Genomic DNA, 25,974 nt, shown 5'->3' with positions numbered 1-25,974 from the left:
CATGGCGGCTGCCCTGGCCATGCCGGCTGCCGCTTCCACCAGCGGCCACTGCCACCACTGCGGCGAGGCCCTGCCGGCCAACCCCTGCGTGGTCGAACTCGACGGCCAGGCCCGTTCCTTCTGCTGCCAGGGCTGCGCCGCGGCCGCCGAATGGATCGCCCAGGCCGACCTGGACGGCTACTACCGCCTGCGCAGCGCCGCCGCCGGCAAGGTCGGCGACGAACTGCCCGACCTGGCGGTCTGGGACCGGCCCGACGTCCAGGCCGAGCACAGCCGGCCGGTCGAGCGCGGCCGCGAGATCACCCTGCTCACCGACGGCATGCGCTGCGCCGCCTGCGCCTGGCTGATCGACCGCGCCCTGGCACGCGAGCCGGGCGTGGTCGACTGCAGCGCCAATGCCGTGACCGGCCGCATCCGCATCGCCTGGGACCCGCAGCGCACCGCGCTGTCGGCGCCGCTGCGGCGGCTGGCCATGCTCGGCTACCGGCCCTACCTGGCCGGCAGCGAGGCGCTTGAACGCGAACGCACGCGCGAGCGCCGGCGCTGGCTGCTGCGGCTGGGCATCGCCGGGCTCGGCATGTTCCAGGCCATGATGATGGCCGAGGCCCTGTACCTGGACTTCGACAGCACCATGCCGGAGGCGACCCGCGACTTCTTCCGCTGGCTGACCTTCCTGCTGTGCGCGCCGGTGGTGTTCTACTCCGGCTGGCCGTTCCTGGCCGGCGCCGCGCGCGAGCTGCGCCAGCGCCGCCTGGGCATGGATTTCCTGATCGCCAGCTCGACCCTGCTGGCCTACTTCGCCAGCCTGGTGGAAACCATCCGCGGCGGCCCGCACGTCTGGTACGACGCGGCGGTGATGTTCGTGTTCCTGCTGCTGGCCGCGCGCATGCTCGAGCAGCGCGCGCGCAGCGTGGCCTCGGCCCAGGTCGACGCACTGGCCCGTGCGCGCCCGGCCTTCGCCACCCGCGAACTGGCCGACGGCCGCCGCGAGACCGTGCCGCTGGCGGCGCTGGCGCCCGGGGACGTGGCCTGCGTGGCCGCCGGCGAGGCGGTGCCAGCCGACGGCGTGCTGTTGGCCGATGGCGACAGCGCCGAGGCCTGGTTCGAGGAAGCACTGCTGACTGGCGAGTCGGCCCCGGTGCGCCGTACCGCCGGCGAAACCGTCTACGCCGGCACCATCTGCCGCGAGCGCCCGGCCCGCCTGCGGGTGACCTGCACCGGCACCGCCACCCGGCTGTCGCAGCTGGCCCGCCTGGTCGAGCAGGCCCAGGCGCACCGCCCGGCGCTGGCGCGGGTGGCCGACCGCATCGGCAGCCGCTTCGTGATGTCGCTGCTGCCGGTGGCGGCGCTGGTGTTCGCCGGCTGGTGGCACTGGCAGCCGGAGCGGGCGCTGGAAGTGACCCTGGCCCTGCTGGTGGTCAGCTGTCCCTGCGCGCTGTCGCTGTCGGTGCCGACCGCGCTGGCCGCCGCGCATGGCGCACTGGCGCGGATCGGCCTGCTGGCCATGCGTCCGGACGCGCTGGACACTCTGGCCCGCGCCACCGACGTGGTGTTCGACAAGACCGGCACCCTCAGCGATGGCCGCCCCGCACTGGCCTCGGTCGAGGTGCTGGACGCCACGCTGGACCGCGACGGCGTGCTCGCCATCGCCGCGGCGCTGGAGCGCGATACCGGGCATCCGCTGGCCGCCGCCTTCGCCGGTGCCACGCCACTGGCCGCGAGCGCGGTGGAAACCCTGCCCGGCCGCGGGGTGCAGGGCGTGGTCGGCGCCCGCGCCTGGCGCCTGGGCCGCGCCGATTTCGCCGCCGGCCGCGAAGACGACGGTGCCCTGTGGCTGGGCGACGGCCAGCACGCGGCCGCGCGCTTCGTGCTCGAGGAACGCGCCCGCGCCGATGCCGCCGCGGCGCTGGCCGCGCTGCGCGCGCAGGGCCTGCGCCTGCACCTGGCCAGCGGCGACGGCGAGGCCGCGGTGGCGCGGCTGGCGTCGGCGCTGGGCCTGGACGCGCGCCATGCGCGGCAGTCGCCGGAGGACAAGTTGGCCCTGGTGCGCCGCCTGCAGGCCGGGGGCCGGATCGTGGCCATGGTCGGCGACGGCCTCAACGACGCCCCGGTGCTGGCCGGCGCCGACGTCTCCATCGCCATGGGCCAGGGCGCCTCGCTCGCCCACCGCGCCGCCGACCTGGTGACCACCGGCGAGGGCCTGCTGCGCATCCCGGCGGCGGTATCGCTGGCCCGCCGCACCCGCGCCATCATCCGCCAGAACCTGGCCTGGGCCGCCGCCTACAACGTGCTGGCGATCCCGCTGGCCGCCGCCGGGCTGGTCACCCCGTGGCTGGCGGCGCTGGGCATGGCCCTGTCCTCGCTGCTGGTGACCCTCAACGCGCTGCGCCTGGCCCGGCGCGCGCCGACGTCCGCCAGCGGCGACAATGGCGGTACCGCCACCACCCGCGAGGCCCGCGCATGAGGATCCTGCTGCTGCTGATCCCGATCAGCCTGGTGCTGCTGGGCGTGGCCATCGCCGCCTTCGTCTGGGCGGTCAAGCGCGGCCAGTTCGACGACCTCGACACCCCCGCCCTGGACATCCTCGAGGACAACGACCGCCCGGCCCCGCCGCGCGGGCAACCGCGCGGGGACGGCGACCGGCCGGCGCCATGATCCTGCCGGTCGACCTGCCGACCCTGCTGGCGGCGCTCACCGCCGGGCTGCTTGGCGGCCTGCACTGCGCGGTGATGTGCGGCGGCATCGCCACCGGCTTCCACGCCATGGCCGCCGGCCCCGCGCACCGCGTGGCCTGGCAGGCCAATGCCGGCCGCATCCTCGGCTACGTGCTGGCCGGTGCCCTGGTCGGCGGCCTGGGCGGCGGCGTGCTGCGGCTGCTGCGGATCGAGGCCCTGGCCCTGGGCCTGCGCATGGCCGCCGGCCTGGCCCTGGTGCTGGTCGCCCTGCGCCTGCTCGACCGCGGCGGGCGCCTGGACCTGCTGGCCAGGCCCGGGATCCAGGCCTGGCGCTGGCTGCAGCCGCTGCGCCGGCACCTGGTTCCCGCCGACCGCAGCTGGAAGCGGCTGGCGCTGGGCGCGCTGTGGGGCTGGATGCCGTGTGGCCTGAGCCTGGGCCTGCTGACCGTGGCCTGGCTGCAGGCCAGCGCCGCCGGCGGGGCGCTGGTGATGGCCGCGTTCGGCCTGGGCACGCTGCCGGTGATGCTGCCGCTGACCTGGAGCGGGGCGCGGGTCGGGCGCTGGCTGCAGCGCCCGGCGCTGCGCACTTCGCTCGCCCTGCTGGTGCTGTGCGCGGGCCTGCTGACCATGGCCGCGCCCTGGCTGATGCAGGTGCCGGCGCTGCACGGCCCGCTGGCGGCGCTGGGTTGCCGCCCGGCGGGCGGCTGAGCGCTCAGTCGCGCACGCAGTCGCGGCCGGCGAGCTTGGCCCGGTACAGGGCGGCGTCGGCCGCCCCGGTCCAGGCTTCGAAATCATCCAGCCCCGGCCCGATCTGGGCCACGCCGATGCTCAGGGTCACTGGCCGGCCGCCGCCCAGCACGCAGGCCCGCACCGCGTCGGCCAGGCGCCGGGCCAGGTCCAGCGCGGCCTCGCGCGCGGTGCCGGGGAGCAGCACGCCGAACTCGTCGCCGCCGAAGCGGCCGGCGGCGTCGCCGCCGCGCAGGCTGTCCAGCACGCAGGCGGCGACCTTGCGGATCACTTCGTCGCCGGCCAGGTGGCCGGCGGCGTCGTTGACCTGCTTGAAGTGGTCGATGTCCACCATCATCAGCGAGGCCACCGTGCCGTAGCGCCGGTAGCGCCGCACCTCGGCGGCCACCTGTGCCTGCCACTGCCGGCGCGTGGCCAGACCGGTCTGCGGGTCGATGCGCGAATCCTGCTCCAGCTCGCGCTTGCGCACGCGCACGTGCTCGGTCAGGCGCCAGGCCACCGCACCGATCGCCAGCGGGTAGAGCACGAAGAACGGCATGCACCAGAGCATGGTGCGGAAGCTGGTATGGGGGTGGAACGGGAAGCCGCGCGCGATCCAGGTCAGCAGGGCGGCCGCGGCCATCGTCGCGAACGCGCGCAGGGCCAGGCCCCAGCCGCCGGCGATCAGGCGGTCCATCATCATCATCGCCAGCATCATCGCCGTAGGCACCAGGTCGAAGCCGGTCATGGCCATCCAGAACCCGGCCATGCCGGTGTCGACCAGCAGGCTGCGGTACTCGGTGCGCAGGGGTTGCAGGGATACGTCGACCAGGCGCCAGGCCAGCAGCGGCCAGCACACCGCGTTGAGCCACACCACCGCCAGTACCCAGGCCGGATGGCCCTGCCCGGCCAGCGAGGAGGCCACGCCGAAGGCTCCGGCGACAAAGCCCAGCGCGCGCATCAGGGCGGTGTGCCTGACGAATCGCGCCAGGGAGCTTCCTGCATTGCCTGGGTTGTCGGGCATGGCGTGCGTCCGCTGCAAGCCCTGGTTCCATCGGCACGAAAAAGCCCGGCTTGAGGGCCGGGCTTTCTCGATCTCGAATTTGGCAGCCCCGGATGGATTCGAACCACCGAATGCCTGAGTCAGAGTCAGGTGCCTTACCACTTGGCGACGGGGCTGTGGGCTGGAGATTATAACCCCAGGTGCCGGTGCGAATGCAACACCACCGGCGGTGGAACCGGCACGCACCGCAGCGCGTGCCGGATCCCCTCCAGGCGCCGGATCAGCGCTTGGAGAACTGCGTGGCGCGGCGGGCCTTGTGCAGGCCGACCTTCTTGCGCTCGACCTCGCGGGCGTCGCGGGTCATGAAGCCGGCCTTGCGCAGGTCGGACTTCAGCGACTCGTCGTACTCGACCAGGGCGCGGGCGATGCCCAGGCGGATCGCACCGGCCTGGCCGGTGGTGCCGCCGCCGCTGGCGGTGACGACGACGTCGAACTTGTCGGTGGTCTGGGTCAGCTCCAGCGGCTGGCGCACGATCATGCGCGCGGTCTCACGGCCGAAGAACTCGTCCAGCGGACGGCCGTTGACGGTGATGTTGCCGCTGCCCTTGCGCAGGAACACGCGGGCGGTGGAGGACTTGCGACGGCCGGTGCCGTAGTTTTGCGTGGTAGCCATCGTGTGTGCCTCAGATTTCCAGCGGCTTCGGCTGCTGCGCCGCGTGCGGGTGTTCGGAACCGGAATAGACCTTGAGCTTGCGGTACATCGCGCGGCCCAGCGGGCCCTTGGGCAGCATGCCCTTGACCGCGATCTCGATCACGCGCTCCGGGTGGCGCTCCAGCGCCTGGGCGAGGGTCTCGCTCTTCAGGTTGCCGACGTACCCGGTGAAGCGGTGGTACATCTTGTCCTGCAGCTTCTTGCCGGTGACGGCGATCTTCTCGGCGTTGATCACGACCAGGTAGTCGCCGGTGTCAACGTGAGGGGTGTAGGTGGGCTTGTGCTTGCCGCGGAGGCGGTGGGCAAGCTCGGCGGCCAGGCGGCCCAGGGTCTTGCCGGAGGCGTCGACGAGATACCAGTCGCGCTGGACGGTCTCGGACTTGGCGATGAAGGTCTTCATGGGGACTCGAAGGTTGGTCGGGCGGATTCCGCACCGGATTGCCCGGACGGAACTTTGCCTCGCGTTGTGAAGGGTGCAGCAAAGACGCGGGATGGTAGCGCATCCGCGCGGTCCGGCGCAAGCCGCCGGGTACTCCGGCCGCAGGCGCCGCGTCCGGGGGGCGGCTTCACTTGGCGACGCCCGCGGGCCGGCCGACAATCCCCCGTTCCACGCAGGAGGTTCGCCCATGTCGCCCGTCGCCGCCCGCCAGCTCTCCCCCCTGGACCGCGTCCTGGTCGAGGTCCAGCGCGCGCTGGAGACCACCCTGGGCGATCCGCCGGCGTCCCGCCCCTGCCCGGCCCGCGCCGGGGACCCGGTGCTGCCGCGGGCCGAGCGCCGCCATGCCGCCGGCCTGATGCGGATCAACCACGTCGGCGAGGTCTGCGCCCAGGGCCTGTACTTCGGCCAGGCCGCCGTGGCACGCGACCCGGCCACCCGCCAGCACCTGCTGGACGCGGCCCAGGAGGAGACCGACCACCTGGCCTGGTGCGCGCAGCGGCTGCGCGAGCTGGACAGCCGCCCCAGCCTGTTCAACCCGCTGTGGTACGCCGGCAGCTACGCCATCGGCTCGCTGGCCGGGTTGCGCGGCGACGGCTGGAACCTGGGCTTCGTGGTCGAGACCGAGCGCCAGGTCGAAGCCCACCTGGACGAGCACCTGGACAGCCTGCCGCCGGGCGACCAGCGCAGCCGCGAGATCATCCGGGTGATGAAGGAGGACGAGGCGCGCCACGCCGACAACGCCGAGCACGCCGGCGCGCGGGTGCTGCCGCCGCCGATTCCGCAGGCGATGGCCCTGGCCTCGAAGTTCATGAAGCTGGTGGCGTACCGGATCTGATGGATCCGGGATTGGTGATTGGTGATCGGGGGTTGATCCGTAGCCCGGGCAGGCGCAGCGCATCCGGGGTACGGCGGATGACAGGCCACCGGCGCGTGTCCACGTACTCCCCCGTGCCAACGCCCTGGCCCGCTCCCGGCGCGGGCGCTCAGGCGCTGGTGAGCTTGAGGCCGGCGATCCCGGCCACGATCAGGCCGATGCACAGCAGCCGCGCGGTGGTCGCCGGCTCCTTGAACACCAGCATGCCCAGCAGGGCGGTGCCGACCGCGCCGATGCCCACCCACACCGCGTAGCCGGTGCCCAACGGGATCGTCTTCAACGCGGTGGCCAGCAGCCAGAAGCTGCCGAGCATGGCCACCACGGTGACCGCGCTGGGCAACGGCCGGGTGAAGCCCTGCGAATACTTCAGGCCCACGGCCCATGCCACTTCCAGCAGGCCGGCCAGCACGAGCAGGATCCAGGACATCGTCGATCTCCTCCTTTCCACCGGGCCAGGAACGCCAAAGCGGCCCGGAACATGGTTCCGGACCGCCGTCGGTACTGCGTTCGCGGCGCGTGCCGCGGGCGGGCCGTCCCGCCTGGATTTCAGCGGGCGCCAGGATACCCGGCGCCGGCGCAACCGCGCGTAACCGTCACTCGACCAGGTTGCGGCCGTGGAACAGCTCCTCGATCTCGCGCTTGAGCAGCGCCTCGATGCGCATGCGCTCCTTGAACGAGAGGTTGCGCGCCTTCTCCTCGAACAGGTAGGTGTCCAGGTCGAACTCCTTCAGGTGCATCTTCGTGTGGAAGATGTTCTCCTGGTACACGTTCACGTCGATCATCTCGTAGCGCGAACGGATGTTCTTGGCCAGGAAGTCCTGGATCGAGTTGATCTTGTGGTCGATGTAGTGCTTCTTGCCCTTGATGTCGCGGGTGAAGCCGCGCACGCGGTAGTCCATCACCACGATGTCGGACTCGAAGCTCTCGATCAGGTAGTTCAGCGCCTTCAGCGGCGAGATCACGCCGCAGGTGGCCACGTCGATGTCCGCGCGGAAGGTCGCGATGCCGTTCTGCGGGTGCGTCTCCGGGTAGGTGTGGACGGTGATGTGGCTCTTGTCCATGTGCGCCACCACCGCGTCGGAGATGACCTCCTTGCCGGCCTGCTTCTTGTCGATCACCGGCTCCTCGGAGATGAGGATGGTCACCGAGGCACCCTGCGGGTCGTAGTCCTGGCGGGCCACGTTCAGGATGTTGGCGCCGATGATCCGGGCCACGTCGGTCAGGATCTGGGTCAGGCGGTCGGCGTTGTACGCCTCATCGATGTACTCGATGTAACGCTGGCGCTCGTCCTCCGAGACCGCGTAGCAGACGTCGTAGATGTTGAAGCTCAGCGCTTTGGTCAGGTTGTTGAAGCCTTGCAGCCTCAGGCGCGGCAGGGGTTTGACCACGGCGGTCATGCCTCTGGGGGTGGGGAAACGCGCCATTATGCGGCAAAGCCGATGAAGGGGGGGATACGCTCCGTGAACCGGAGTTTGCCCCCCGGGCGACACGGGGGTACCCTTCGCTTGCCCCATACCCCCAATTCATGAACGTCAGGAATCCTGCCGCCGTGTCTCCCGTGCGTTTTGCCACCAGCCCCCTGTCGCTGGACCAGACCGTCGTCGACCGATTCCTCGTCCACTGCCAGCGCCGACGTTACCCCAACCGCACCGACGTGTTCAGGCCTGGCGACCCCGCCGGGACCCTGTACTACGTGGTCAGCGGCTCGGTCAGCATCATCGCCGAGGAAGACGATGGCCGCGAACTGGTCCTGGGCTACTACGGCCCGGGCGAGTTCGTCGGCGAGATGGGCCTGTTCATCGAGACCGACAGCCGCGAGGTGATCCTCCGCACCCGCGCGGCCTGCGAACTGGCCGAGATCAGCTACGAGCGCCTGCAGCAGCTGATGCTGGGCTCGCTGGCGGCCGACGCCCCGCGCCTGCTGTACTCGATCGGCGTGCAGCTGTCGCGGCGCCTGCTGACCACCAGCCGCAAGGCCAGCCGCCTGGCCTTCCTCGACGTCACCGACCGCATCGTGCGTACCCTGCACGACCTGGCCCGCGAGCCGGACGCCATGTCGCACCCGCAGGGCACCCAGCTGCGGGTCTCGCGCCAGGAGCTGGCGCGCCTGGTCGGCTGCTCGCGCGAGATGGCCGGCCGCGTGCTGAAGAAGCTGCAGGCCGACGGCCTGCTGCATGCGCGCGGCAAGACCGTCGTGGTCTACGGCACGCGCTGAACTTAACCGTTCAGTGGATCAGGCCCGGGGCGGTGCCTCGCCGCCGCGGTCCTTGCAGCCCCAGTTGAGGATCGGCGTCCCGGCCGGCAGCACCTGCCGGAAGAACGCCTCGCGCCCGCGCTTGGGATTGACCACCACCGGCTGGCGCGCGGCCTGCAGCAGCGGCAGGTCGGCGGTGCTGTCGCTGTAGGCCATGTCGATGTCGCCATAGCCGCGCTGCGCAGCATCCGCACCTTCTCGCGGTTGTGGCAGTGGCGGGTGGCCTTGACCCCGCCCAGGCGCGGCCCGACCTCGGTGCCCACCACCGGCACGTCGGCGTGGGCGACGAAGCCCAGGATCGCCCGCGCCAGTTCCGGCGGCGCGCCGGTGGCCACGACCACGCGGTCGCCGCGGGCGCGGTGGTTGGCGAACACCTCCAGCGCGGTCGGCAGCAGGCGCGCGGCGATCTCCTCGCGGTGGGTGGCCACGTAGCGGTCGATCACCCGGTCGAACTCGCGCACCCGGTGCATGCCGAAGCTGCCGATCCAGGCGTAGCCGGAGATGCCCCAGCGCCGGGTCGGCAGGAACGCCACCATCGGCCCCAGCACCGGCGTGGCCAGCAGCGCCACCAGGGTGCGCAGCCAGCTGCGGCGGATCAGCCAGGCGAACAGGTGGCTGCCGGAGTCGCCGTCGTACAGGGTGTGGTCGAAGTCGAACACCACCAGTGGCGCGTCGGCCTTGGGTTCGGGCCAGGTACTCATGCTTCGAAGAACAGCTGGCGCAGGGCTTCGCCCGGCTCCTCGGCGCGCATGAAGGCCTCGCCGACGAGGAACGCGTGGACCCCGGCCTGGCGCATCAGGGCCACGTCGGCCGGGCCGAGGATGCCGCTCTCGGTGACCAGCAGGCGGTCGCGCGGCACGGCGTCCTTCATGCCCAGGGTCACGTCCAGCGACACCTCGAAGCTGCGCAGGTTGCGGTTGTTGATGCCCACCAGCGGCACCGGCACCTGGATCGCGCGCTCCAGCTCGTCGATGTCGTGGACCTCGACCAGCACGTCCATGCCCAGTTCCAGCGCGGTGCCGGACAGCTCGGCCAGCTGCTCGTCGGACAGCGCGGCCACGATCAGCAGGATGCAGTCGGCGCCGAGCATGCGCGCCTCGTGCACCTGGTAGGGATCGATGGTGAAGTCCTTGCGCAGCACCGGCAGGGTGCAGGCCGCGCGCGCCTGCTGCAGGTACTGATCCGCGCCCTGGAAGAAGTCCACGTCGGTCAGCACCGACAGGCAGGAGGCGCCGCCGAACTCGTAGCTGACGGCGATCTCGTCCGGGCGGAAGTCCGGGCGGATCACGCCCTTGGACGGGCTGGCCTTCTTGATCTCGGCGATCACCGCCGGGTCGCCCTGGGCGATGGCGGCCTGCAGGGCCGCGGCGAAGCCGCGCACCGGCCCGGCATCGCGGGCGCGGGCAGCCACCTCGGCCAGCGGCAGGCGCGCGCGGCGCTCGGCGATTTCTTCGGCCTTGCGGGCCAGGATGGTCTGCAGGATGTCGCTCATGGGGTCCCTGTATGGCGCGGCACCCCGGCCGGGGCCGGGACCGGCATTCTCGCATGAGCCGGGCGCGGCCCGGCGCCGTTCAGTCGGCGGCGGGCACGCCGGCGCGGTAGCCGCAGGCGCGCTCGACCCTGCCCACGCGCAGCTCGTAGCGCTCGTACCAGTGGGCACGGCCGTGGCGGCGGATCTCCGCGTGCTCGGCGTGCGCGCGCCAGGCGGCGATCGCCGCCTCGCTTTCCCAGTACGACACGGTGATGCCGAAGCCGTCGGCGCCACGCACCGACTCCACGCCCAGGAAACCGGGTTGCCGGCGCGCCAGTGCCACCATGCGCTCCGCGGCGGCGGCGTATTCCTCCGGGTCGGCGTCGTTGCGCTGCGAGGCGAACACCACCATGTAGTACGGCGGTGCCGGCAGCGTGGCGAAGCGTCCCTCGCTCATGCCGGGGCCGCCTCCGCGGCCAGCGCGCGGCTGGTCTGGACGTAGCGGTCCAGCGCCGCGCGGGCGGCACCGGAGTCGATCGCCTGCCGCGCGCGGCCGATGCCGTCGGGGATGTCCTCGGCCACGCCGGACACGTACAGCGCGGCGGCGGCGTTGAGCAGGACGATGTCGCGCGCCGGGCCGGGGGCGCCGTCCAGCACCGCCAGCAGCATGCCGCGCGACTGCGCCGCATCGGCCACCTTGAGGTTGCGGCTGGCGGACATGGCGATGCCGAAGTCCTCCGGGTGGATGTCGTATTCGCGCACCTTGCCGTCGCGCAGCTCGCCGACCAGGGTGGCCGCGCCCAGCGAGATCTCGTCCATGCCGTCGCGGCCCCACACCACCAGGGCGCGCTCGGCGCCCAGCTCCTGCAGCACGCGCGCCTGGATGCCGACCAGGTCCGGATGGAACACGCCCATCAGGATGTTCGGCGCGCCGGCCGGATTGGTCAGCGGCCCGAGGATGTTGAAGATCGTGCGCACGCCCATCTCGCGCCGCACCGGCGCCACCACCTTCATCGCCGGGTGGTGGATGGGCGCGTACATGAAGCCGATGCCGGTGCGGGCGATGGACTCGGCCACCTGCTCCGGCTGCAGCTCGATCGCCGCGCCCAGCGCCTCCAGCACGTCGGCCGCGCCGGAGCTGGAGGACACGCTGCGCCCGCCGTGCTTGGCCACGCGCGCGCCGGCGGCGGCGGCCACGAACATCGAGCAGGTGGAGATGTTGAAGGTGCGCGAGCCGTCGCCGCCGGTGCCGACGATGTCGACCAGGTGGCTGCGGTCGGCGACCTCGACCTTGCGCGAGAACTCGCGCATCACCGTGGCCGCGCCGGCGATCTCGCCCACGGTTTCCTTCTTCACCCGCAGGCCGGTGAGGATGGCCGCGGCCATCACCGGCGAGACCTCGCCGCCCATGATCTGGCGCATGAGGTCGACCATCTCGTCGTGGAAGATCTCGCGGTGTTCGATCGTGCGCTGCAGGGCTTCCTGCGGGGTGAAGGTCATGGTCATGGCGGCTGTGCGGGGGTACCCGGGCGAGTTTATCGCGGTGGCGCGTGCGTGGCCCCGGGACAGGCCGTAGGGCGCATCCGGGATGGCGCGCCGGGCTCCCGGGCGCCTGCCGCAGCCGGTTCCCGGGGCCCGCTTCGCTCGTCCGGGCTGCGAGCATCGGAATACCCGTTGCCGGGGCGCCCCACTCCAGGGGCGGGAACAGGACCACACGCCCCCCGACGCGCCGGAAGCCGCTTGTAGCACGCGGGCATGCCACAAGCGGGCCATGAGTCTTGCCAGCCCCTGGTCCATTCCCGGCCCCGAAACGCAAAACGCCGGCCCCGGGGCCGGCGTTCGCGTAACCCTGCCCGGCCGTGGCCGGGAGCAGCGTCAGTGCTTGAGGTTGCGGCGCAGGCGCTCCAGCGCCTGCAGCTGGGCGGTGACCTCGGCCAGGCGCTGCTGCGCCTCGGCCACGTCCATCGCCTCGCTGCGGCCGGCCAGCGCACGCTCGGCCTCTTCCTTGGCCTTGCGCACCGCGGCCTCGTCGATGTCCTCGGCGCGGATCGCGGTGTCGGCCAGCACGGTCACCACCTGCGGCTGCACCTCGAGGATGCCGCCGGAAATGGCGAAGTCCAGCGACGAGCCGTCCGGCAGCGTCACCACGACCTTGCCCGGCTTCAGGCGCGTGATCAGGGGCGCGTGCCGCGGCGCGATGCCCAGCTCGCCCAGCTCGCCGGTGGCCACGACCAGGGTGGCCTCGCCGTGGAAGATCTCCTGCTCGGCGCTGACGATGTCGCAACGGATGGTGCTCATGCTGCCTCGCTGTGCTCAGTGTCCAAGGAAGACCGCGCTCAGGCGATCTTCTTGGCCTTCTCGACGGCTTCCTCGATGGTGCCGACCATGTAGAACGCCTGCTCCGGCAGGTGGTCGTACTCGCCGTCCACGATGCCCTTGAAGCCGCGGATGGTGTCCTTCAGCGAGACGTACTTGCCCGGCGAGCCGGTGAACACCTCGGCCACGTGGAACGGCTGGCTGAAGAAGCGCTCGATCTTGCGGGCGCGCGACACGGCAAGCTTGTCCTCTTCCGACAGCTCGTCCATGCCCAGGATCGCGATGATGTCCTTCAGCTCCTTGTACTTCTGGAGCGTGGCCTGCACGCGGCGCGCGGTGTCGTAGTGCTCGTGGCCGATGACGTTCGGGTCCAGCTGGCGGCTGGTCGAGTCCAGCGGGTCCACGGCCGGGTAGATGCCCAGCGCGGCGATCTGGCGCGACAGCACCACGGTGGCGTCCAGGTGGGCGAAGGTGGTGGCCGGCGACGGGTCGGTCAGGTCGTCCGCGGGCACGTACACGGCCTGGATCGAGGTGATCGAACCGGTCTTGGTCGAGGTGATGCGCTCCTGCAGCACGCCCATTTCCTCGGCCAGGGTCGGCTGGTAGCCCACCGCCGACGGCATGCGGCCCAGCAGCGCGGACACTTCGGTACCGGCCAGGGTGTAGCGGTAGATGTTGTCGATGAACAGCAGCACGTCCTTGCCCTTGCCGGACGCGTCCTTCTCGTCGCGGAAGTACTCGGCCATGGTCAGGCCGGTCAGGGCCACGCGCAGGCGGTTGCCCGGCGGCTCGTTCATCTGGCCATACACCATCGCCACCTTGTCGAGGACGTTCGACTCCTTCATCTCGTGGTAGAAGTCGTTGCCCTCGCGGGTGCGCTCGCCCACGCCGGCGAACACCGACAGGCCCGAGTGCGCCTTGGCGATGTTGTTGATCAGCTCCATCATGTTGACGGTCTTGCCGACGCCGGCGCCGCCGAACAGGCCGACCTTGCCGCCCTTGGCGAACGGGCACATCAGGTCGATCACCTTGATGCCGGTCTCCAGCAGCTCGGTGGCCGAGGACTGGTCCTCGTAGGACGGGGCGGCGCGGTGGATCTCCCAGTGGTCGGAGGCCTGCACCGGGCCGGCCTCGTCGATGGCGTTGCCCAGCACGTCCATGATGCGGCCCAGGGTGCCGGCGCCGACCGGAACCGAGATCGCGCGGCCGGTGTTGGTCGCGACCAGGTTGCGCTTCAGGCCGTCGGTGGAGCCCAGCGCGATCGCGCGCACCACGCCGTCGCCCAGCTGCTGCTGCACTTCCAGGGTGATGTTGGTGCCTTCGACCTTCAGCGCGTCGTACACCTTCGGCACTTCCGCGCGCGGGAACTCGACGTCGACGACCGCGCCGATGATCTGAACGATCTTGCCCTGACTCATGGTGATTTCCTCAGACTCTTGAAATTTCTCGCGACCGGGTCGCCGAAGGTTTTTCCTGATGGCCGCCGCCGGGAGGCGCGGCCGCTTGGTGTTCGCGTCAGACCGCCGCCGCGCCGCCGACGATCTCGGAGATTTCCTGGGTGATCGCCGCCTGGCGGGCCTTGTTGTAGACCAGGTTCAGCGTGCCGATCAGCTTGGTCGCGTTGTCGCTGGCGGCCTTCATCGCCACCATGCGCGCCGCGTGCTCCGAGGCGACGTTCTCGAGCACCGCCTGGTAGACCAGGGACTCGATGTAGCGGGTGATCACGTGGTCCAGCACGCTGGCCGCGTCGGGCTCGTAGATGTAGTCCCAGTCGTGGGCCGGCACGTCGGTCTGCGCCGCCGGCAGCGGCAGCAGCTGGTCGAACGTGGCCTTCTGGCTCATCGTGTTCACGAAGTGGTTGTAGACCACGTACACGCGGTCGACCTTGCCCTCGGTGTACGCGTCGAGCATCACCTTGATCACGCCGACCAGGTCGTCCAGGTGCGGCATGTCGCCCAGGTGGGAGACGCTGCCGACCATGTTCACCTTGATCCGGCGGAAGAAGGCCTGCGCCTTCTGGCCGATGGTGACCATGTCGACCTCCACGCCCTGCTCGTTGTGCTGGCGGATCTCGCCCAGCAGCTTGCGGAACAGGTTGTTGTTGAGGCCGCCGGCCAGGCCGCGGTCGGAGGAGACCACGATGTAGCCGACCCGCTTGACCTGCTCGCGCTGCACCAGGAACGGGTGCTGGTAATCGGTGTTGGCCTGGGCCAGGTGGCCGATCACCTGCTTCATCGCCTGCGCGTACGGGCGCGAGGTCCGCATCCGATCCTGCGCCTTGCGGATCTTGGAGGCCGAGACCATCTCCAGCGCGCGGGTCACCTTGCGGGTGTTCTGCACGCTCTTGATCTTGGTTTTGATTTCCCTGCCGCCTGCCATTAGCTCGCTCCGCTCGCCGGGATTCGGGATTCGGGAACGGGGATTGGCCGAAGGCGCATCCCGTGTCCCGTCACGAACCCTGTTTTCCTACGAATCCCGAATCTCGAATCCCAAATCCCAAGGACTCAGTAGGAGCCCGTGGTCTTGAACTCCTCGATGCCCTTCTTGAACGCCGCCTCGATCTCGTCGTCCCAGGCACCGGTGTTGTTGATGCGCTCGACCAGCTCGCCGGCGGTGTTGATGAAGTGGGCGTGCAGGCCTTCCTCGAAGGCGCCGATCTTGTTGACCGGGACGTCGTCCAGGTAGCCCTCGTTGACCGCGTAGATGGACAGGGCCTGCAGCGCGATCGGCATCGGCGCGTACTGCTTCTGCTTCATCAGCTCGGTCACGCGCTGGCCGCGCTCCAGCTGCTTGCGGGTGGCCTCGTCCAGGTCGGAGGCGAACTGGGCGAACGCCGCCAACTCGCGGTACTGGGCCAGGGCGATGCGGATGCCGCCGGACAGCTTCTTGATGATCTTGGTCTGGGCGGCGCCGCCGACGCGCGACACCGAGATACCGGCGTTCACGGCCGGGCGGATGCCGGCGTTGAACAGGTCGGTTTCCAGGAAGATCTGGCCGTCGGTGATCGAGATCACGTTGGTCGGCACGAACGCGGACACGTCGCCGGCCGGGGTCTCGATGATCGGCAGCGCGGTCAGCGAGCCGGTCTTGCCCTTGACCTCGCCGTTGGTGAACTTCTCCACGTACTCGGCCGAGACGCGCGCGGCGCGCTCCAGCAGGCGCGAGTGCAGGTAGAACACGTCGCCCGGGTACGCCTCGCGGCCCGGCGGGCGGCGCAGCAGCAGCGAGATCTGGCGGTAGGCCACGGCCTGCTTGGACAGGTCGTCGTAGACGATCAGGGCGTCCTGGCCGCGGTCCATGAAGTACTCGCCCATGGTGCAGCCGGCGTAGGCCGAGATGTACTGCATGGCGGCCGACTCGGAGGCGGTGGCGGCGACCACGATGGTGTGCTCCAGCGCGCCGTTCTCCTCCAGCTTGCGCACGATGTTGGCGACGGTCGAGGCCTTCTGGCCGATCGCCACGTACACGCACTTGATGCCGGTGTTCTTCTGGTTGATGACCGCGTCGATCGCCATCGCGGTCTTGCCGGTCTGGCGGTCGCCGATGATCAGCTCGCGCTGGCCGCGGCCGATCGGGATCATGGCGTCCACCGACTTGTAGCCGGTCTGCACCGGCTGGTCGACCGACTTGCGCCAGATCACGCCCGGGGCCACGCGCTCGACCGGGGCGGTCAGCTTGGCGTTGATCGGGCCCTTGCCGTCGATCGGCTCGCCCAGGGCGTTGACCACGCGGCCCAGCAGCTCCGGGCCGACCGGCACTTCGAGGATGCGGCCGGTGGTCTTGGCCACGTCGCCCTCGCGCAGGTGCTCGTAGTCGCCCAGGACCACGGCGCCGACCGAGTCGCGCTCCAGGTTCAGGGCCAGCGCGTAGGTGTTGCCCGGCAGCTCGATCATTTCGCCCTGCATCACGTCGGCCAGGCCGAAGATGCGCACGATGCCGTCGGACACGCTGGTCACCGTGCCCTCGTTGCGGGCCTCGGCCGAGAGCTTGACCTGCTCGATGCGGGACTTGATCAGGTCGCTGATTTCGGAGGGGTTGAGCGTGGTAGCCATGTTGGTTTCCTTGGAGTCGCTCGCCGGCATCCCGGGTCGCGACCTGAAAAGTGAACTGTCTGGGTGCGGCGTCCGTCAGCCCGCCAGGGCGGTCTGCAGGCGCGCCAGCTTGCCCTTGAGCGAGCCGTCGATGACCACGTCGCCGGTGTCGATCACGGCGCCGCCGATCAGGCTGGCGTCCACCGCCTGCTGCAGCTCGACCTCGCGGCCGAAGCGGCGGCGCAGCGCGGCGCGGATCTTCTCCAGCTCCTCGGCCGAAAGCTCGGTGGCGGAGGTGACCTTGGCCCGCACCACGCGCTGTTCCTCGGCGCGCAGCTGCTCGAACAGGCCGGCGATCTCGGCCAGCAGCGGCAGCCGGCCGGCCTCGGCCAGCACCGCCAGGAAGCGGCGGAAGCTGTCGTCGGCGTCCTGCGGCGCCAGCAGCGCGATGGCCGCCTCGTCGCCCAGTTCCGGGTTGAGCAGCAGCCTGGCCACGCGCGGGTCGGCAGCGACCTGCGCCGAGAACGCCAGCGCCTGCGACCAGGCGTCCAGGCGGCCCTGGTCGCGGGCCGCGCCGAAGGCGGCGCGGGCATAGGGACGTGCGAGGGTCAGCGCCTGGCTCATGTCAGATCTCGGCCGCCAGTTCGTCCAGCAGCGCCTTGTGCGCGTTGGCGTCGATCTCGCGCTGCAGCAGCTTCTCGGCGCCGCTCACCGCCAGCAGGGAGACCTGCTTGCGCAGCTCCTCGCGGGCGCGGTTGGCCGAAGCCTCGATCTCCGCCTGGGCCAGCGCCTTCTGGCGGTTGGCCTCGACGATGGCCTCCTCGCGGGCCGCGTCGACGATCTGGTTGGCGCGCGCGTGGGCCTGGTCGATGATCTCGTTGGCCTTGGCGCGGGCTTCCTTCAGCAGCTCGTTGACCTTGTCCTGCGCCTGGGCGAGGTCCTTCTGGCTGCGGTCGGCCGCGGCCAGGCCCTCGGCGATCTTCTGCTGGCGCTCTTCCAGGGCCTTGAGCAGCGGCGGCCAGATCTTGGTGGCGACCAGCCAGATCAGGCCTGCGAAGGCCAGCGCCTGGGCGAAAAGAGTCAGATTGAGGTTCATTGGTACGCTCTGCCTGTGCTCAGGGAGCCTGCGGCGCGGACGCCGCGAGGCTGCCTACATGCCGCCGCCGGTTCCCGCGAAGCGGACCGGCGGCAGACCCGTCGAATCGAACGATCCGGCAGTTACGGGGCCAGGCCGCCGACCAGGAACGGGCTGGCGAAGGCGAACAGCAGGCCCACGGCGACCGAGATGATGAACGCGGCGTCGATCAGGCCGGCGGTGATGAACATGCGGACCTGCAGCACCGGGATCAGTTCCGGCTGGCGGGCGGCCGATTCCAGGAACTTGCCAGCCATGATGGCCAGGCCCAGGCCGGCGCCCAGCGCGGCCAGGCCGATCATGATGCCAATGGCCAGAACGGTCGAAGCCTGGACGGAAGCGAGGGCGGTCAGTGCGGTTTCCATGGTTTTCTCCGGAACGGATAGCTGAGTTGGTGAAACGGTGGGAACGAAGGGTGAAGCGAATGGGGGAAATCAGTGGCTGTCTTCGGACAGGCTCAGGTACACGATCGACAGCATCATGAAGATGAAGGCCTGCAGCGGGATCACCAGCAGGTGGAAGATCATCCAGCCGAAGCCGAAGACCGCGCCGCCGAGCATGCCCAGCAGGCCGGCGCCGCCGAGCACCCAGATCAGCAGGAACACGATCTCGCCGCCGAACATGTTGCCGAACAGTCGCATCGCCAGCGAGATCGGCTTGCTGAGCCATTCGACGATGTTGAGGATGAGGTTGAACGGCATCATCCACTTGCCGAACGGCGCGGTCAGGAACTCGGCGGTGAAGTGGCCCAGGCCCTTGGCGCGCAGCGCGAAGAACAGCATCAGGAAGAACACGCTGATCGACATGCCGAGGGTGGCGTTGACGTCGGCGGTCGGCACCGGCTTCCACGAGGAGACGCCCAGCGCGTGCAGCGGCTGCACGATGAAGTCCGCCGGGATCATCTTCAGCAGGTTCATCAGCAGGATCCAGAAGAACAGGGTGATCGCGATCGGCGTCACCAGCTTGCTGGTCCCGTGGTAGGTGTCGCGGGCCTGGCGGTCCACGAATTCAAGGCAGATCTCGACGAAGGCCTGCCACTTGCCCGGCACGCCGGACGTCGGCTTGCGGGTGGCCAGCCAGAACAGGAAGACCATCAGCAGGCCCATCAGGACCGAGGTCACCAGCGTGTCGACGTGAATCGTCCAGAAGCTGCCCTCGCCGACGTGCGCCGTCAGGTTGTGCAGGTGGTGCTGGATGTAGCTGGTAGGGGTAAGTTCCGCCTCGCCCGCCATAGGTCCGATCTTCCTGTGCTAACGACCTGGAGTTGTGTGTTGCGGTATAACGGCCCCGTCGGCCTGAGCCGTTCAGGGATGTCGCGCCATGGCCAGTACCTGCGCCACCAGCGAGACCGCCGCCGCCGCCAGCATCGGCAGCGGGGGCAATCCCAGGGCGACCACCCCGATCACCATCACGGCGACCAGGACGAACCACTTGGCCAGCATCCCTGCCAGCAGCCGCGCCATCGCCGGAACCGCCCCGGTGATGCCGCCGCCCAGTCCGATGCGGGCCGCGATCCAGCCGCCCAGCAGCACCGCAGCCCCGCCCACCAGCGCCGCCGCGCCCGCCTTCCAGCCCTGCCAGAGGCAGGCCAGCGCGGTCAGCAGCGTCGCCATCGCCTGCCAGGCAATCGCGCGAACGGCCTGTCGCCGGGCTGCGGCAACGGAATTGATCACGCGACGGTACCTGTGAGGGGAGGCGGAAGCAGGCTGCACTGCAGCAGATGCGCCCGTTGAGCCGCAAAAGTATAGCAGCGGGACAATTTGCGGGACAACCGACGCAAGTCACGGCCCCCGGGCGGGAACTTGCCGGGAAAATCCCGGTCGTAAGCCCCTGCAGCCGCGGAGTACCTCGTCGATCCGTCGCCGCCAAGGCCCCGTCCCCACCGGGGCCTTCGTCTTTGGTAGGGGCCTGCTTTGGTAGGGTGGCCCGCCTTCACCCGGCCTGTGCGCCGGGCTCACGGGTTCTGGACCGCACGCGCCCGCATAGTGGCGGCCCCTCCTCCCACGAGAGCCCGACCCGATGCGCTTCCACCCCGCCCCCGCCCTGCTTGCCACCGCCCTGCTGGCCTGCGCCGGCACCGCCGCCGCCCAGGACGCGCGCGGCGACCGCTTCACCCTGCGCGTGGGTGCGATGAGCGCCGCCGCCGAGACCGAGCTGTCGGCCTCCACCACCTTCATGGGCGAGCCGTACCGCTTCTCCCAAGGCTTCGACTTCGGCAGCGACGAGTGGGTGCCGCGCATCGACGGCGTGTTCCGCCTGTCCGAGCGCCAGCGCCTGGTGTTCGACTACTTCAACTACGACAAGAGCCGCCGCGAGACCCTCGGCGAGAACCTCTCCTACGACGACATCACCATCCCCGCCGGCAGCTACGCCGAGGCCACGCTGGACTTCCAGCTGGCCAGCCTGCTGTACGACTACTCGGTGGTGCAGACCGATTCCTTCAGCCTGGGCCTGCAGATCGGCGCCGAGTGGGCCAAGGCCAAGGCCACCCTGGTGGCGGAGGCCGGCGAGGACCGCTGGAGCGACGACACCAGCGAGGACGGCTACGCCCCGGTGGTCGGCGTGCGCCTGACCGCGCGCCCGGGCGAGCGCTGGCTGCTGAACCTGCAGGGCCAGTACCTGGACGCGGACTGGGGCGATTTCGGCGACTACGACGGCAGCATCACCCGCGCCAACGCCGTGGCCGAGTACCGCTTCACCGACAACTTCGGCCTGTTCGCCGGCTACGAGTGGTACCGCCTGGACGTCAAGCGCACGGTCTCCGGCGACGGCATGCGCGACGGCCTGGCCGGCTGGGACCAGCGCTTCAAGGGCCCGGTGGTGGGCGTGACCCTGGCGTTCTGAACCGCGCCGGCGACACCTGCGGAAAACGAAGAACCCCGGCGCAGGCCGGGGTTCTTCGTTGCGGTGCCAGCGGCGCCGGCTTACTTCTTCTTCGGGATGTACAGGTCGGTGATCGTGCCCTCGTACACCTCGGCCGCCATCGCCACCGTCTCGCCCAGGGTCGGGTGCGGGTGGATGGTGTGGCCGATGTCGCCGGCCTCGGCGCCCATCTCGATCGCCAGCGCCAGTTCGGAGACCAGGTCGCCGGCATGCACGCCGACGATGCCCGCGCCGATGATGCGGTGGGTGGCCTCGTCGAAGATGAGCTTGGTGAAGCCCTCGGTGCGGCCGATGCCGATGGCGCGGCCGCTGGCCGCCCACGGGAACTTGCCGACGCCGACCTGCAACCCCTTGGCCTTGGCCTCGGTCTCCGTCACGCCCACCCAGGCGATTTCCGGGCTGGTGTAGGCCACCGACGGGATCACCCGCGCCACCCACTCCTTCTTCTCGCCAGCGGCCACTTCCGCGGCCAGCTTGCCCTCGTGCGTGGCCTTGTGCGCCAGCATCGGGTTACCGACGATGTCGCCGATGGCGAAGATGTGCGGCACGTTGGTGCGCATCTGCCGGTCGACCGGGATGAAGCCGCGCTCGGTGACCTGCACGCCGGCCTTTTCCGCGTCGATCTTCTTGCCGTTCGGCGCGCGGCCGACGGCGACCAGCACGCGGTCCCAGGTGCCCGACTCCAGCTCCGGCTTCTGGCCTTCCACGGCCGATTCGAAGGTCACGGTGATGCCCTTCTTGTCGGCCTTCACGCCGGCCGCCTTGGTCTTCAGGTGCACCTCGATGCCCTGCTTCTTCAGGCGGTCGGCCAGCGGCTTGACCAGGTCCTTGTCGGCGCCCGGCATCAGCTGGTCCATGAACTCGACCACGGTGACCTTGGCGCCCAGGGCGCTGTACACGGTGGCCATTTCCAGGCCGATGATGCCGCCGCCGACGACCAGCAGCCTCTTCGGCACCTCGGCCAGTTCCAGCGCGTCGGTCGAATCCATGATCCGCGGGTCGTCCCACGGGAAGTTCGGCAGCTTCACCGCCTGCGACCCGGCGGCGATGATGCACTGCTCGAAGCGCAGCAGCTGGACCTTGCCGTCGGCGCCGGTGATCTCCAGCTCGTTGGGCGAGACGAACTTGCCCACGCCCTGGACCACGCGCACCTTGCGCTGCCTGGCCATGCCGGCCAGGCCCTTGGTCAGCTGGCCGACGACCTTCTCCTTGTACTCGCGCAGCTTGTCCAGGTGGATCTTCGGCGCCGGGAACTCGATGCCGCACTCGCCGGCGTGCGCGGCCTCCTCGATGATCGCGGCCGAGTGCAGCAGCGCCTTGGACGGGATGCAGCCGACGTTGAGGCATACGCCGCCGAGGCTGGAATAGCGCTCGACCAGCACCGTATCCAGGCCCAGGTCGGCGGCGCGGAACGCGGCGGTGTAGCCGCCGGGGCCGGAGCCGAGCACGACCATGCGGCATTCGATGTCGGCCGGGCGGCCGGTGGCCAGCGCCGGCTTCGGCGCCGGGGGCTCGGCCGGGGCGCGGTGCGACGGGGTCACCGGCGGCTTGCTGCCCGGCGCCACCGGGGCCGGCGCCTCGGCCGCGCCCGCGGCTTCCAGCACCACCACGACGTCGCCCTCGGACAGCCTGTCGCCGACCTTGACCTTCACTTCCTTGACCACGCCGTCGGCCGAGGACGGCACCTCCAGGGTGGCCTTGTCCGATTCCAGCGTCACCAGGCCCTGGTCCTTCTTCACCGTGTCGCCGACGGCGACCAGCACCTCGATGACCGGGACGTCCTTGTAGTCGCCGATGTCCGGAACCTTGACCTCGACCGCACCGCCACCCGCGGCGGGAGCGGCCGGAGCAGGCGCGGGCGCGGCGGCAGCCGGGGCGGCCGCCTTCGGCGCCTCCGCCGCGGCGGCACCGGCGGCTTCCAGCACCACGACCACGCTGCCCTCGGACAGCCTGTCGCCGACCTTGGCCTTCACTTCCTTGACCACGCCCTCGGCCGAGGACGGCACTTCCAGGGTGGCCTTGTCCGACTCCAGCGTGACCAGGCCCTGGTCCTTCTTCACCGTGTCGCCAACGGCGACCAGCACCTCGATGACCGGCACGTCCTTGTAGTCGCCGATGTCCGGGACCTTCACTTCGATCGTGTTCGCCATGTGCCCTCCGTTACAGCAGCACGCGGCGCATGTCCGCGAGGACCTGGGCCAGGTAGCTGGTGAAGCGCGCGGCGGCGGCGCCGTCGATCACGCGGTGGTCGTAGCTCAGCGACAGCGGCAGCATCAGCCGCGGCTGGAACTGCTTGCCGTCCCACACCGGCTGGAAGCTGGACTTGGACACGCCCAGGATCGCCACTTCCGGCGCGTTGATGATCGGGGTGAACGCGGTGCCGCCGATGCCGCCCAGCGAGCTGATCGAGAAGCAGCCGCCGGTCATCTCGGCCGGGCCCAGCTTGCCCTCGCGCGCCTTCTTCGCCAGCTCGCCCATTTCCTGGGCGATCTGCAGCACGCCCTTCCTGTCGACGTCGCGGATCACCGGCACGACCAGGCCGTTGGGCGTGTCGGCGGCGAAGCCGATGTGGAAGTACTTCTTGAGGGTCAGGTTCTCGCCGGACTCGTCCAGCGAGGCGTTGAACTCGGGGAACTGCTTCAGCGCGGCGACCGAGGCCTTCAGCAGGAACGCCAGCATGGTCAGCTTGATGCCGGACTTGGCCTTCTCCTGCTCCTTGTTGAGCTGCACGCGCAGCTCTTCCAGGTTGGTGATGTCGGCCTGGTCGAACTGGGTGACGTGCGGGATCATCGCCCAGTTGCGGGCGAGGTTGGCGCCGGAGATCTTCTTGATCCGCGACAGCGGCTTGGTCTCGATCTCGCCGAACTTGCTGAAGTCCACCTTCGGCCACGGCAGCAGGTTGAGGCCGCCACCGGTGGCAACGCCGCCCGGAGCGGACGCCGCGGCGCCGCCGGCCAGCGCCGACTTGACGTAGCGCTGCACGTCCTCCCGGGTGATGCGGCCGCCGCGGGCGCTGCCGCTGACCCGGGCCAGGTCCACGCCCAGCTCGCGCGCGAACAGGCGCACCGCCGGGGTGGCATACGGCACCTTCTCCGGCAGCACGCTGTCGGCGTTGAACTCCACCGGCGGGGTGCGCGGGCCGGACGGCTGCTGCAGCTGGGCCTGGCCGATGTCGCGCTGGGCGAGGTTGTCGGTGTTTTCGGGCACGGCCACCGGCTCGATGCGCTCGCCGGTCTCGGCGGTCTTGACCGAGGCGGCCGGGGTCTGCGGCGCGGCCGGGGCGGCCTCGGCCTTCGGCGCGGCGGCGGGGGCCGGCGCGCTGCCGCCTTCGGCGACCTCGATCAGGGCCACGACGCTGCCCTCGGACAGCTTGTCGCCAAGCTTGACCTTCAGTTCCTTGACCACGCCGGCATAGGGAGAAGGCACTTCCAGCGTCGCCTTGTCCGACTCCAGGGTCACCAGGCCCTGGTCCTGGTTCACGGTGTCGCCAACGGCGACCAGGACTTCGATGACGGGGACGTCGCTGTAATCCCCGATGTCGGGGACGCGCGCTTCCTTGATTTCGGCCATGCCAGGGCTCCGGCGTTGTACGTGGGGAAAGACCCCTATTGTGTCCGTCCGCGCCCCACCCGCCAACCTCCGCCACTGTCGCGCTGCGGGAACATTGAAGGCCGCTTTCAGGCGCTACGGCTGCAACGGTGACCATACGCAAGCGCAGGGTGCACCCGCCCTCACCGGCGCATCACGCTCACCCGCCCCTCGCCCACCTTCCACGCCGCGCCGACGTGGATGAACCCGGTCCGCGCCGGCGGGCAAGCAACGGCGCGGCCTGCGGCGGTTTGCCTGAACGCCGCGCACGACGCGCCCCGTGCGGCAGGGTTTGGTTCATCCCCGTGCTCCTACGTTCGGTCGCGCCCACTCCAAGGGCGCCTAGAACAACAAAGGAGACTCCCCCATGCGGTCCATTCGAATCCTGACCCTCGCCCTCGTCCCCGCCCTGGCCGCTGCCCCGGCCTTCGCCCAGGACGCCTCTTCCACCGCCGCGGACAAGCGCTTCGCCGTGGTTGGCGGCATCGCCCACATCGAGCCCTCCGATCCGGGCAACAACCTGAAGGTCGACGGTGGCCCGGCCCCGACCCTGAGCGCCAGCTGGTACGCCACCGAGAACTTCGCGGTGGAGCTGTGGGGCGCCGCCGACAAGTTCGACCACCGCGTGCGCGACAAGGACCTGGGCAAGCTGGGCACGGTCGAGCAGCAGCCGATCGCGCTGAGCGGCCAGTGGCACTTCGGCCAGGCCGGGCAGACCTTCCGCCCGTTCGTCGGCCTGGGCTACTACGAGTCCAACTTCAGCGACGAGGAAGTCGCCGGCCTGGGCGGCGTGGTCGGCCTGGAGACCGCCAAGGGCGCGATCGGCACCGTCGGCGTGGACATGAACATCAACGAGACCTGGTTCGCGCGCACCGACGTGCGCTACATGCACTCGCGCCCGGAAGTCCGCATCGACGGCGCCGGCACCGGGCAGGAGCTCAAGCTCGACCCGTGTACCGTCGGCGTCGGCATCGGCGCGCGCTTCTGACGCTCCCGCCGCACGACACGGCGACAGGACGGGCCCGCGGGCCCGTCCTTTTTTGCGTCAGCGCGCCGGCTCCAGCGGCGCGTCCACCACCGGCGGCGGCGCCCACACCAGGCGGCGGTAGTCGAAGCCGGCCTCCAGCCGCGGCTTGACGATGCGGAAGAACGGCGAGACATCGAAGTCGCGCGGGGTGTACAGGCTGTGGTGGCGGATGTGCAGCACTTCCTCGCGGGCGAAGCGCCCGCCGGGACCGGCCGCCTCCAGCACCTCGATCTCCGGCAGGATCGGATAGCCGATCGAGCCGAAGGCCTGGGCCAGCAGGGTCGAGCAGATCGCCCTGGTCGGCTCGCCGCTGCCCAGCGCCAGCATGCGCCGCTTGAGCGGGTCCGGCAGCGGCGGCTGGCGGATGAGGTAACGCGCCAGGTCGAGGATGTTCTTCAGGTCGTAGCTGTAGCCCAGCCGCTGCAGCATGTAGCCGGCCACCGCGTCGATCTCGGCCGCGCCCAGGCCCACCGGGCGGCAGATGCGCAGGTGCAGGCCGGCGAACTCCGACAGCGGCACCGTGCGCACGCCGTCGTTGACGTCCACGTCCACGAACCAGGGCTGGTCGCCGCCCTCCGGCACGCCCAGGCACAGCGCCGCGTGCGACCAGGTCGACTGGGTGAGGTACTTGATCGCGCTGGAGAAGCGGCTGGTGCCTTCGACCAGCAGCACGTCGCCGCGGCGCAGGCTGGCCGCGACCAGCTCCAGGCGACTGCTGGGACCGCGCGCGCGGCCCGGACGCGGCCGCGCCAGGAACCGCGCCAGGCGCCTTCCGATCCACTGCAACACCATCGTGTTCCTCCCCGGGTGGACCGGCCAAGGCTAACCGACGCCGGCCGC

General features: G+C 70.5%; 27 protein-coding genes, 1 tRNA gene and 1 pseudogene. 7 read left to right on the top strand and 22 right to left on the bottom strand.

Translation table 11 applies throughout. The features are described from left to right. Position 1: 1 nt before the first annotated feature. The 3 genes from B351_RS0106500 to B351_RS0106490 are packed head-to-tail and all read left to right on the top strand — an operon-like array spanning position 2 to position 3,383. Positions 2–2,464, top strand: a complete 2,463-nt coding sequence (locus B351_RS0106500) for a heavy metal translocating P-type ATPase (protein WP_019398236.1) — start codon at positions 2–4, stop codon at positions 2,462–2,464. Beyond that, the gene (gene ccoS, locus B351_RS0106495; RefSeq protein WP_019398235.1) at positions 2,461–2,655 is read left to right on the top strand and encodes a cbb3-type cytochrome oxidase assembly protein CcoS; all 195 of its coding nucleotides are present in this window, start codon (positions 2,461–2,463) and stop codon (positions 2,653–2,655) included. The genes B351_RS0106500 and ccoS overlap by 4 nt, the downstream gene beginning before the upstream one ends. Next, entirely contained in the window at positions 2,652–3,383 is a 732-nt protein-coding gene (locus B351_RS0106490; protein WP_019398234.1) for a sulfite exporter TauE/SafE family protein, read from the top strand. Before ccoS ends, B351_RS0106490 begins: the two co-directional genes overlap by 4 nt. Before the next feature lie 4 nt (positions 3,384–3,387). Here B351_RS0106490 and B351_RS0106485 read toward each other — a convergent pair whose 3' ends face one another. The 4 genes from B351_RS0106485 to rplM form a co-directional block, all read right to left on the bottom strand. Beyond that, positions 3,388–4,425: a sensor domain-containing diguanylate cyclase gene (locus B351_RS0106485; protein WP_037034242.1), complete on the bottom strand. Its 1,038-nt coding sequence runs from the start codon at positions 4,423–4,425 to the stop codon at positions 3,388–3,390. A gap of 80 nt (positions 4,426–4,505) precedes the next feature. After that, positions 4,506–4,580, bottom strand: a tRNA-Gln gene (locus tag B351_RS0106480). A 104-nt stretch (positions 4,581–4,684) separates the two neighbouring features. Further along, complete coding sequence (gene rpsI / locus B351_RS0106475) at positions 4,685–5,077, bottom strand: 30S ribosomal protein S9 (RefSeq protein WP_019398232.1); 393 nt, start codon at positions 5,075–5,077, stop codon at positions 4,685–4,687. 10 nt (positions 5,078–5,087) lie between these two features. After that, the gene (gene rplM, locus B351_RS0106470; protein ID WP_019398231.1) at positions 5,088–5,516 is read right to left on the bottom strand and encodes a 50S ribosomal protein L13; all 429 of its coding nucleotides are present in this window, start codon (positions 5,514–5,516) and stop codon (positions 5,088–5,090) included. Between the two features lie 226 nt (positions 5,517–5,742). On the opposite strand from rplM, the gene coq7 reads away from it, so the two are divergent. Beyond that, the gene (coq7, locus tag B351_RS0106465) at positions 5,743–6,390 is read left to right on the top strand and encodes a 2-polyprenyl-3-methyl-6-methoxy-1,4-benzoquinone monooxygenase (protein WP_019398230.1); all 648 of its coding nucleotides are present in this window, start codon (positions 5,743–5,745) and stop codon (positions 6,388–6,390) included. A gap of 148 nt (positions 6,391–6,538) precedes the next feature. On the opposite strand, the gene sugE is transcribed toward coq7, so the two are convergent. Beyond that, positions 6,539–6,856, bottom strand: a complete 318-nt coding sequence (sugE, locus tag B351_RS0106460; protein ID WP_019398229.1) for a quaternary ammonium compound efflux SMR transporter SugE — start codon at positions 6,854–6,856, stop codon at positions 6,539–6,541. A 166-nt stretch (positions 6,857–7,022) separates the two neighbouring features. Then, complete coding sequence (gene speD, locus B351_RS0106455; RefSeq protein WP_024870477.1) at positions 7,023–7,817, bottom strand: adenosylmethionine decarboxylase; 795 nt, start codon at positions 7,815–7,817, stop codon at positions 7,023–7,025. Between the two features lie 137 nt (positions 7,818–7,954). Here speD and crp point away from each other — a divergent pair, with 137 nt between their 5' ends. After that, positions 7,955–8,644 carry a cAMP-activated global transcriptional regulator CRP gene (crp, locus tag B351_RS0106450; RefSeq protein ID WP_026010445.1) on the top strand — a complete coding sequence of 230 codons (690 nt, stop codon included), beginning with the start codon at positions 7,955–7,957 and terminating at the stop codon, positions 8,642–8,644. 18 nt (positions 8,645–8,662) lie between these two features. Here crp and B351_RS16335 read toward each other — a convergent pair. The 13 genes and pseudogenes from B351_RS16335 to B351_RS0106385 form a co-directional block, all read right to left on the bottom strand. Further along, positions 8,663–9,384: pseudogene (locus tag B351_RS16335) on the bottom strand (haloacid dehalogenase-like hydrolase). Further along, positions 9,381–10,175 carry an indole-3-glycerol phosphate synthase TrpC gene (gene trpC / locus B351_RS0106440; protein ID WP_019398226.1) on the bottom strand — a complete coding sequence of 265 codons (795 nt, stop codon included), beginning with the start codon at positions 10,173–10,175 and terminating at the stop codon, positions 9,381–9,383. Before trpC ends, B351_RS16335 begins: the two are co-directional and overlap by 4 nt. Before the next feature lie 79 nt (positions 10,176–10,254). Then, positions 10,255–10,611: an antibiotic biosynthesis monooxygenase gene (locus B351_RS0106435; protein WP_019398225.1), complete on the bottom strand. Its 357-nt coding sequence runs from the start codon at positions 10,609–10,611 to the stop codon at positions 10,255–10,257. Next, positions 10,608–11,654 carry an anthranilate phosphoribosyltransferase gene (gene trpD, locus B351_RS0106430; protein WP_026010444.1) on the bottom strand — a complete coding sequence of 349 codons (1,047 nt, stop codon included), beginning with the start codon at positions 11,652–11,654 and terminating at the stop codon, positions 10,608–10,610. The genes B351_RS0106435 and trpD overlap by 4 nt, the downstream gene beginning before the upstream one ends. Before the next feature lie 375 nt (positions 11,655–12,029). After that, positions 12,030–12,452 (bottom strand): F0F1 ATP synthase subunit epsilon, encoded by a 423-nt coding sequence (locus tag B351_RS0106425; RefSeq protein ID WP_019398223.1) that lies wholly within the window; start codon positions 12,450–12,452, stop codon positions 12,030–12,032. A 38-nt stretch (positions 12,453–12,490) separates the two neighbouring features. Continuing rightward, positions 12,491–13,888, bottom strand: coding sequence for a F0F1 ATP synthase subunit beta (gene atpD, locus B351_RS0106420; protein ID WP_019398222.1), 1,398 nt, complete (start codon positions 13,886–13,888; stop codon positions 12,491–12,493). A 97-nt stretch (positions 13,889–13,985) separates the two neighbouring features. Continuing rightward, on the bottom strand, positions 13,986–14,849 hold the full coding sequence (gene atpG, locus B351_RS0106415) for a F0F1 ATP synthase subunit gamma (protein ID WP_019398221.1): 864 nt from the start codon (positions 14,847–14,849) through the stop codon (positions 13,986–13,988). Positions 14,850–14,974: 125 nt separating this feature from the next. Beyond that, on the bottom strand, positions 14,975–16,522 hold the full coding sequence (gene atpA / locus B351_RS0106410) for a F0F1 ATP synthase subunit alpha (RefSeq protein WP_026010443.1): 1,548 nt from the start codon (positions 16,520–16,522) through the stop codon (positions 14,975–14,977). 75 nt (positions 16,523–16,597) lie between these two features. Continuing rightward, positions 16,598–17,125: a F0F1 ATP synthase subunit delta gene (locus B351_RS0106405; RefSeq protein ID WP_019398219.1), complete on the bottom strand. Its 528-nt coding sequence runs from the start codon at positions 17,123–17,125 to the stop codon at positions 16,598–16,600. 1 nt (position 17,126) lies between these two features. Beyond that, positions 17,127–17,597, bottom strand: coding sequence for a F0F1 ATP synthase subunit B (locus B351_RS0106400; protein WP_019398218.1), 471 nt, complete (start codon positions 17,595–17,597; stop codon positions 17,127–17,129). Between the two features lie 122 nt (positions 17,598–17,719). After that, positions 17,720–18,001 (bottom strand): F0F1 ATP synthase subunit C, encoded by a 282-nt coding sequence (gene atpE / locus B351_RS0106395; RefSeq protein WP_013534007.1) that lies wholly within the window; start codon positions 17,999–18,001, stop codon positions 17,720–17,722. Between the two features lie 69 nt (positions 18,002–18,070). Then, positions 18,071–18,868 (bottom strand): F0F1 ATP synthase subunit A, encoded by a 798-nt coding sequence (gene atpB, locus B351_RS0106390; RefSeq protein ID WP_019398217.1) that lies wholly within the window; start codon positions 18,866–18,868, stop codon positions 18,071–18,073. Between the two features lie 72 nt (positions 18,869–18,940). Next, positions 18,941–19,309: a hypothetical protein gene (locus B351_RS0106385; RefSeq protein ID WP_026010442.1), complete on the bottom strand. Its 369-nt coding sequence runs from the start codon at positions 19,307–19,309 to the stop codon at positions 18,941–18,943. A gap of 346 nt (positions 19,310–19,655) precedes the next feature. Here B351_RS0106385 and B351_RS0106380 point away from each other — a divergent pair, with 346 nt between their 5' ends. After that, positions 19,656–20,480 carry a hypothetical protein gene (locus B351_RS0106380; RefSeq protein ID WP_019398215.1) on the top strand — a complete coding sequence of 275 codons (825 nt, stop codon included), beginning with the start codon at positions 19,656–19,658 and terminating at the stop codon, positions 20,478–20,480. Positions 20,481–20,560: 80 nt separating this feature from the next. On the opposite strand, the gene lpdA is transcribed toward B351_RS0106380, so the two are convergent. Together lpdA and aceF are read right to left on the bottom strand one after the other, a co-directional pair. Next, positions 20,561–22,669 (bottom strand): dihydrolipoyl dehydrogenase, encoded by a 2,109-nt coding sequence (lpdA, locus tag B351_RS0106375; RefSeq protein WP_019398214.1) that lies wholly within the window; start codon positions 22,667–22,669, stop codon positions 20,561–20,563. A gap of 10 nt (positions 22,670–22,679) precedes the next feature. Next, entirely contained in the window at positions 22,680–24,089 is a 1,410-nt protein-coding gene (gene aceF / locus B351_RS0106370; RefSeq protein ID WP_019398213.1) for a dihydrolipoyllysine-residue acetyltransferase, read from the bottom strand. Positions 24,090–24,474: 385 nt separating this feature from the next. Between aceF and B351_RS0106365 the strand changes: the two genes are divergently transcribed. Continuing rightward, the gene (locus B351_RS0106365) at positions 24,475–25,095 is read left to right on the top strand and encodes an OmpW family protein (protein WP_019398212.1); all 621 of its coding nucleotides are present in this window, start codon (positions 24,475–24,477) and stop codon (positions 25,093–25,095) included. A gap of 57 nt (positions 25,096–25,152) precedes the next feature. Here B351_RS0106365 and B351_RS0106360 read toward each other — a convergent pair whose 3' ends face one another. Continuing rightward, positions 25,153–25,926: a YiiX/YebB-like N1pC/P60 family cysteine hydrolase gene (locus B351_RS0106360; RefSeq protein WP_019398211.1), complete on the bottom strand. Its 774-nt coding sequence runs from the start codon at positions 25,924–25,926 to the stop codon at positions 25,153–25,155. Positions 25,927–25,974: the final 48 nt, after the last annotated feature.

This window comes from Pseudoxanthomonas sp. GW2, assembly GCF_000283075.1.
GTDB lineage: Bacteria > Pseudomonadota > Gammaproteobacteria > Xanthomonadales > Xanthomonadaceae > Pseudoxanthomonas.
Note: the sequence above shows the minus strand (reverse complement) of the source record. Positions and strands in the feature narration are given on the sequence as shown.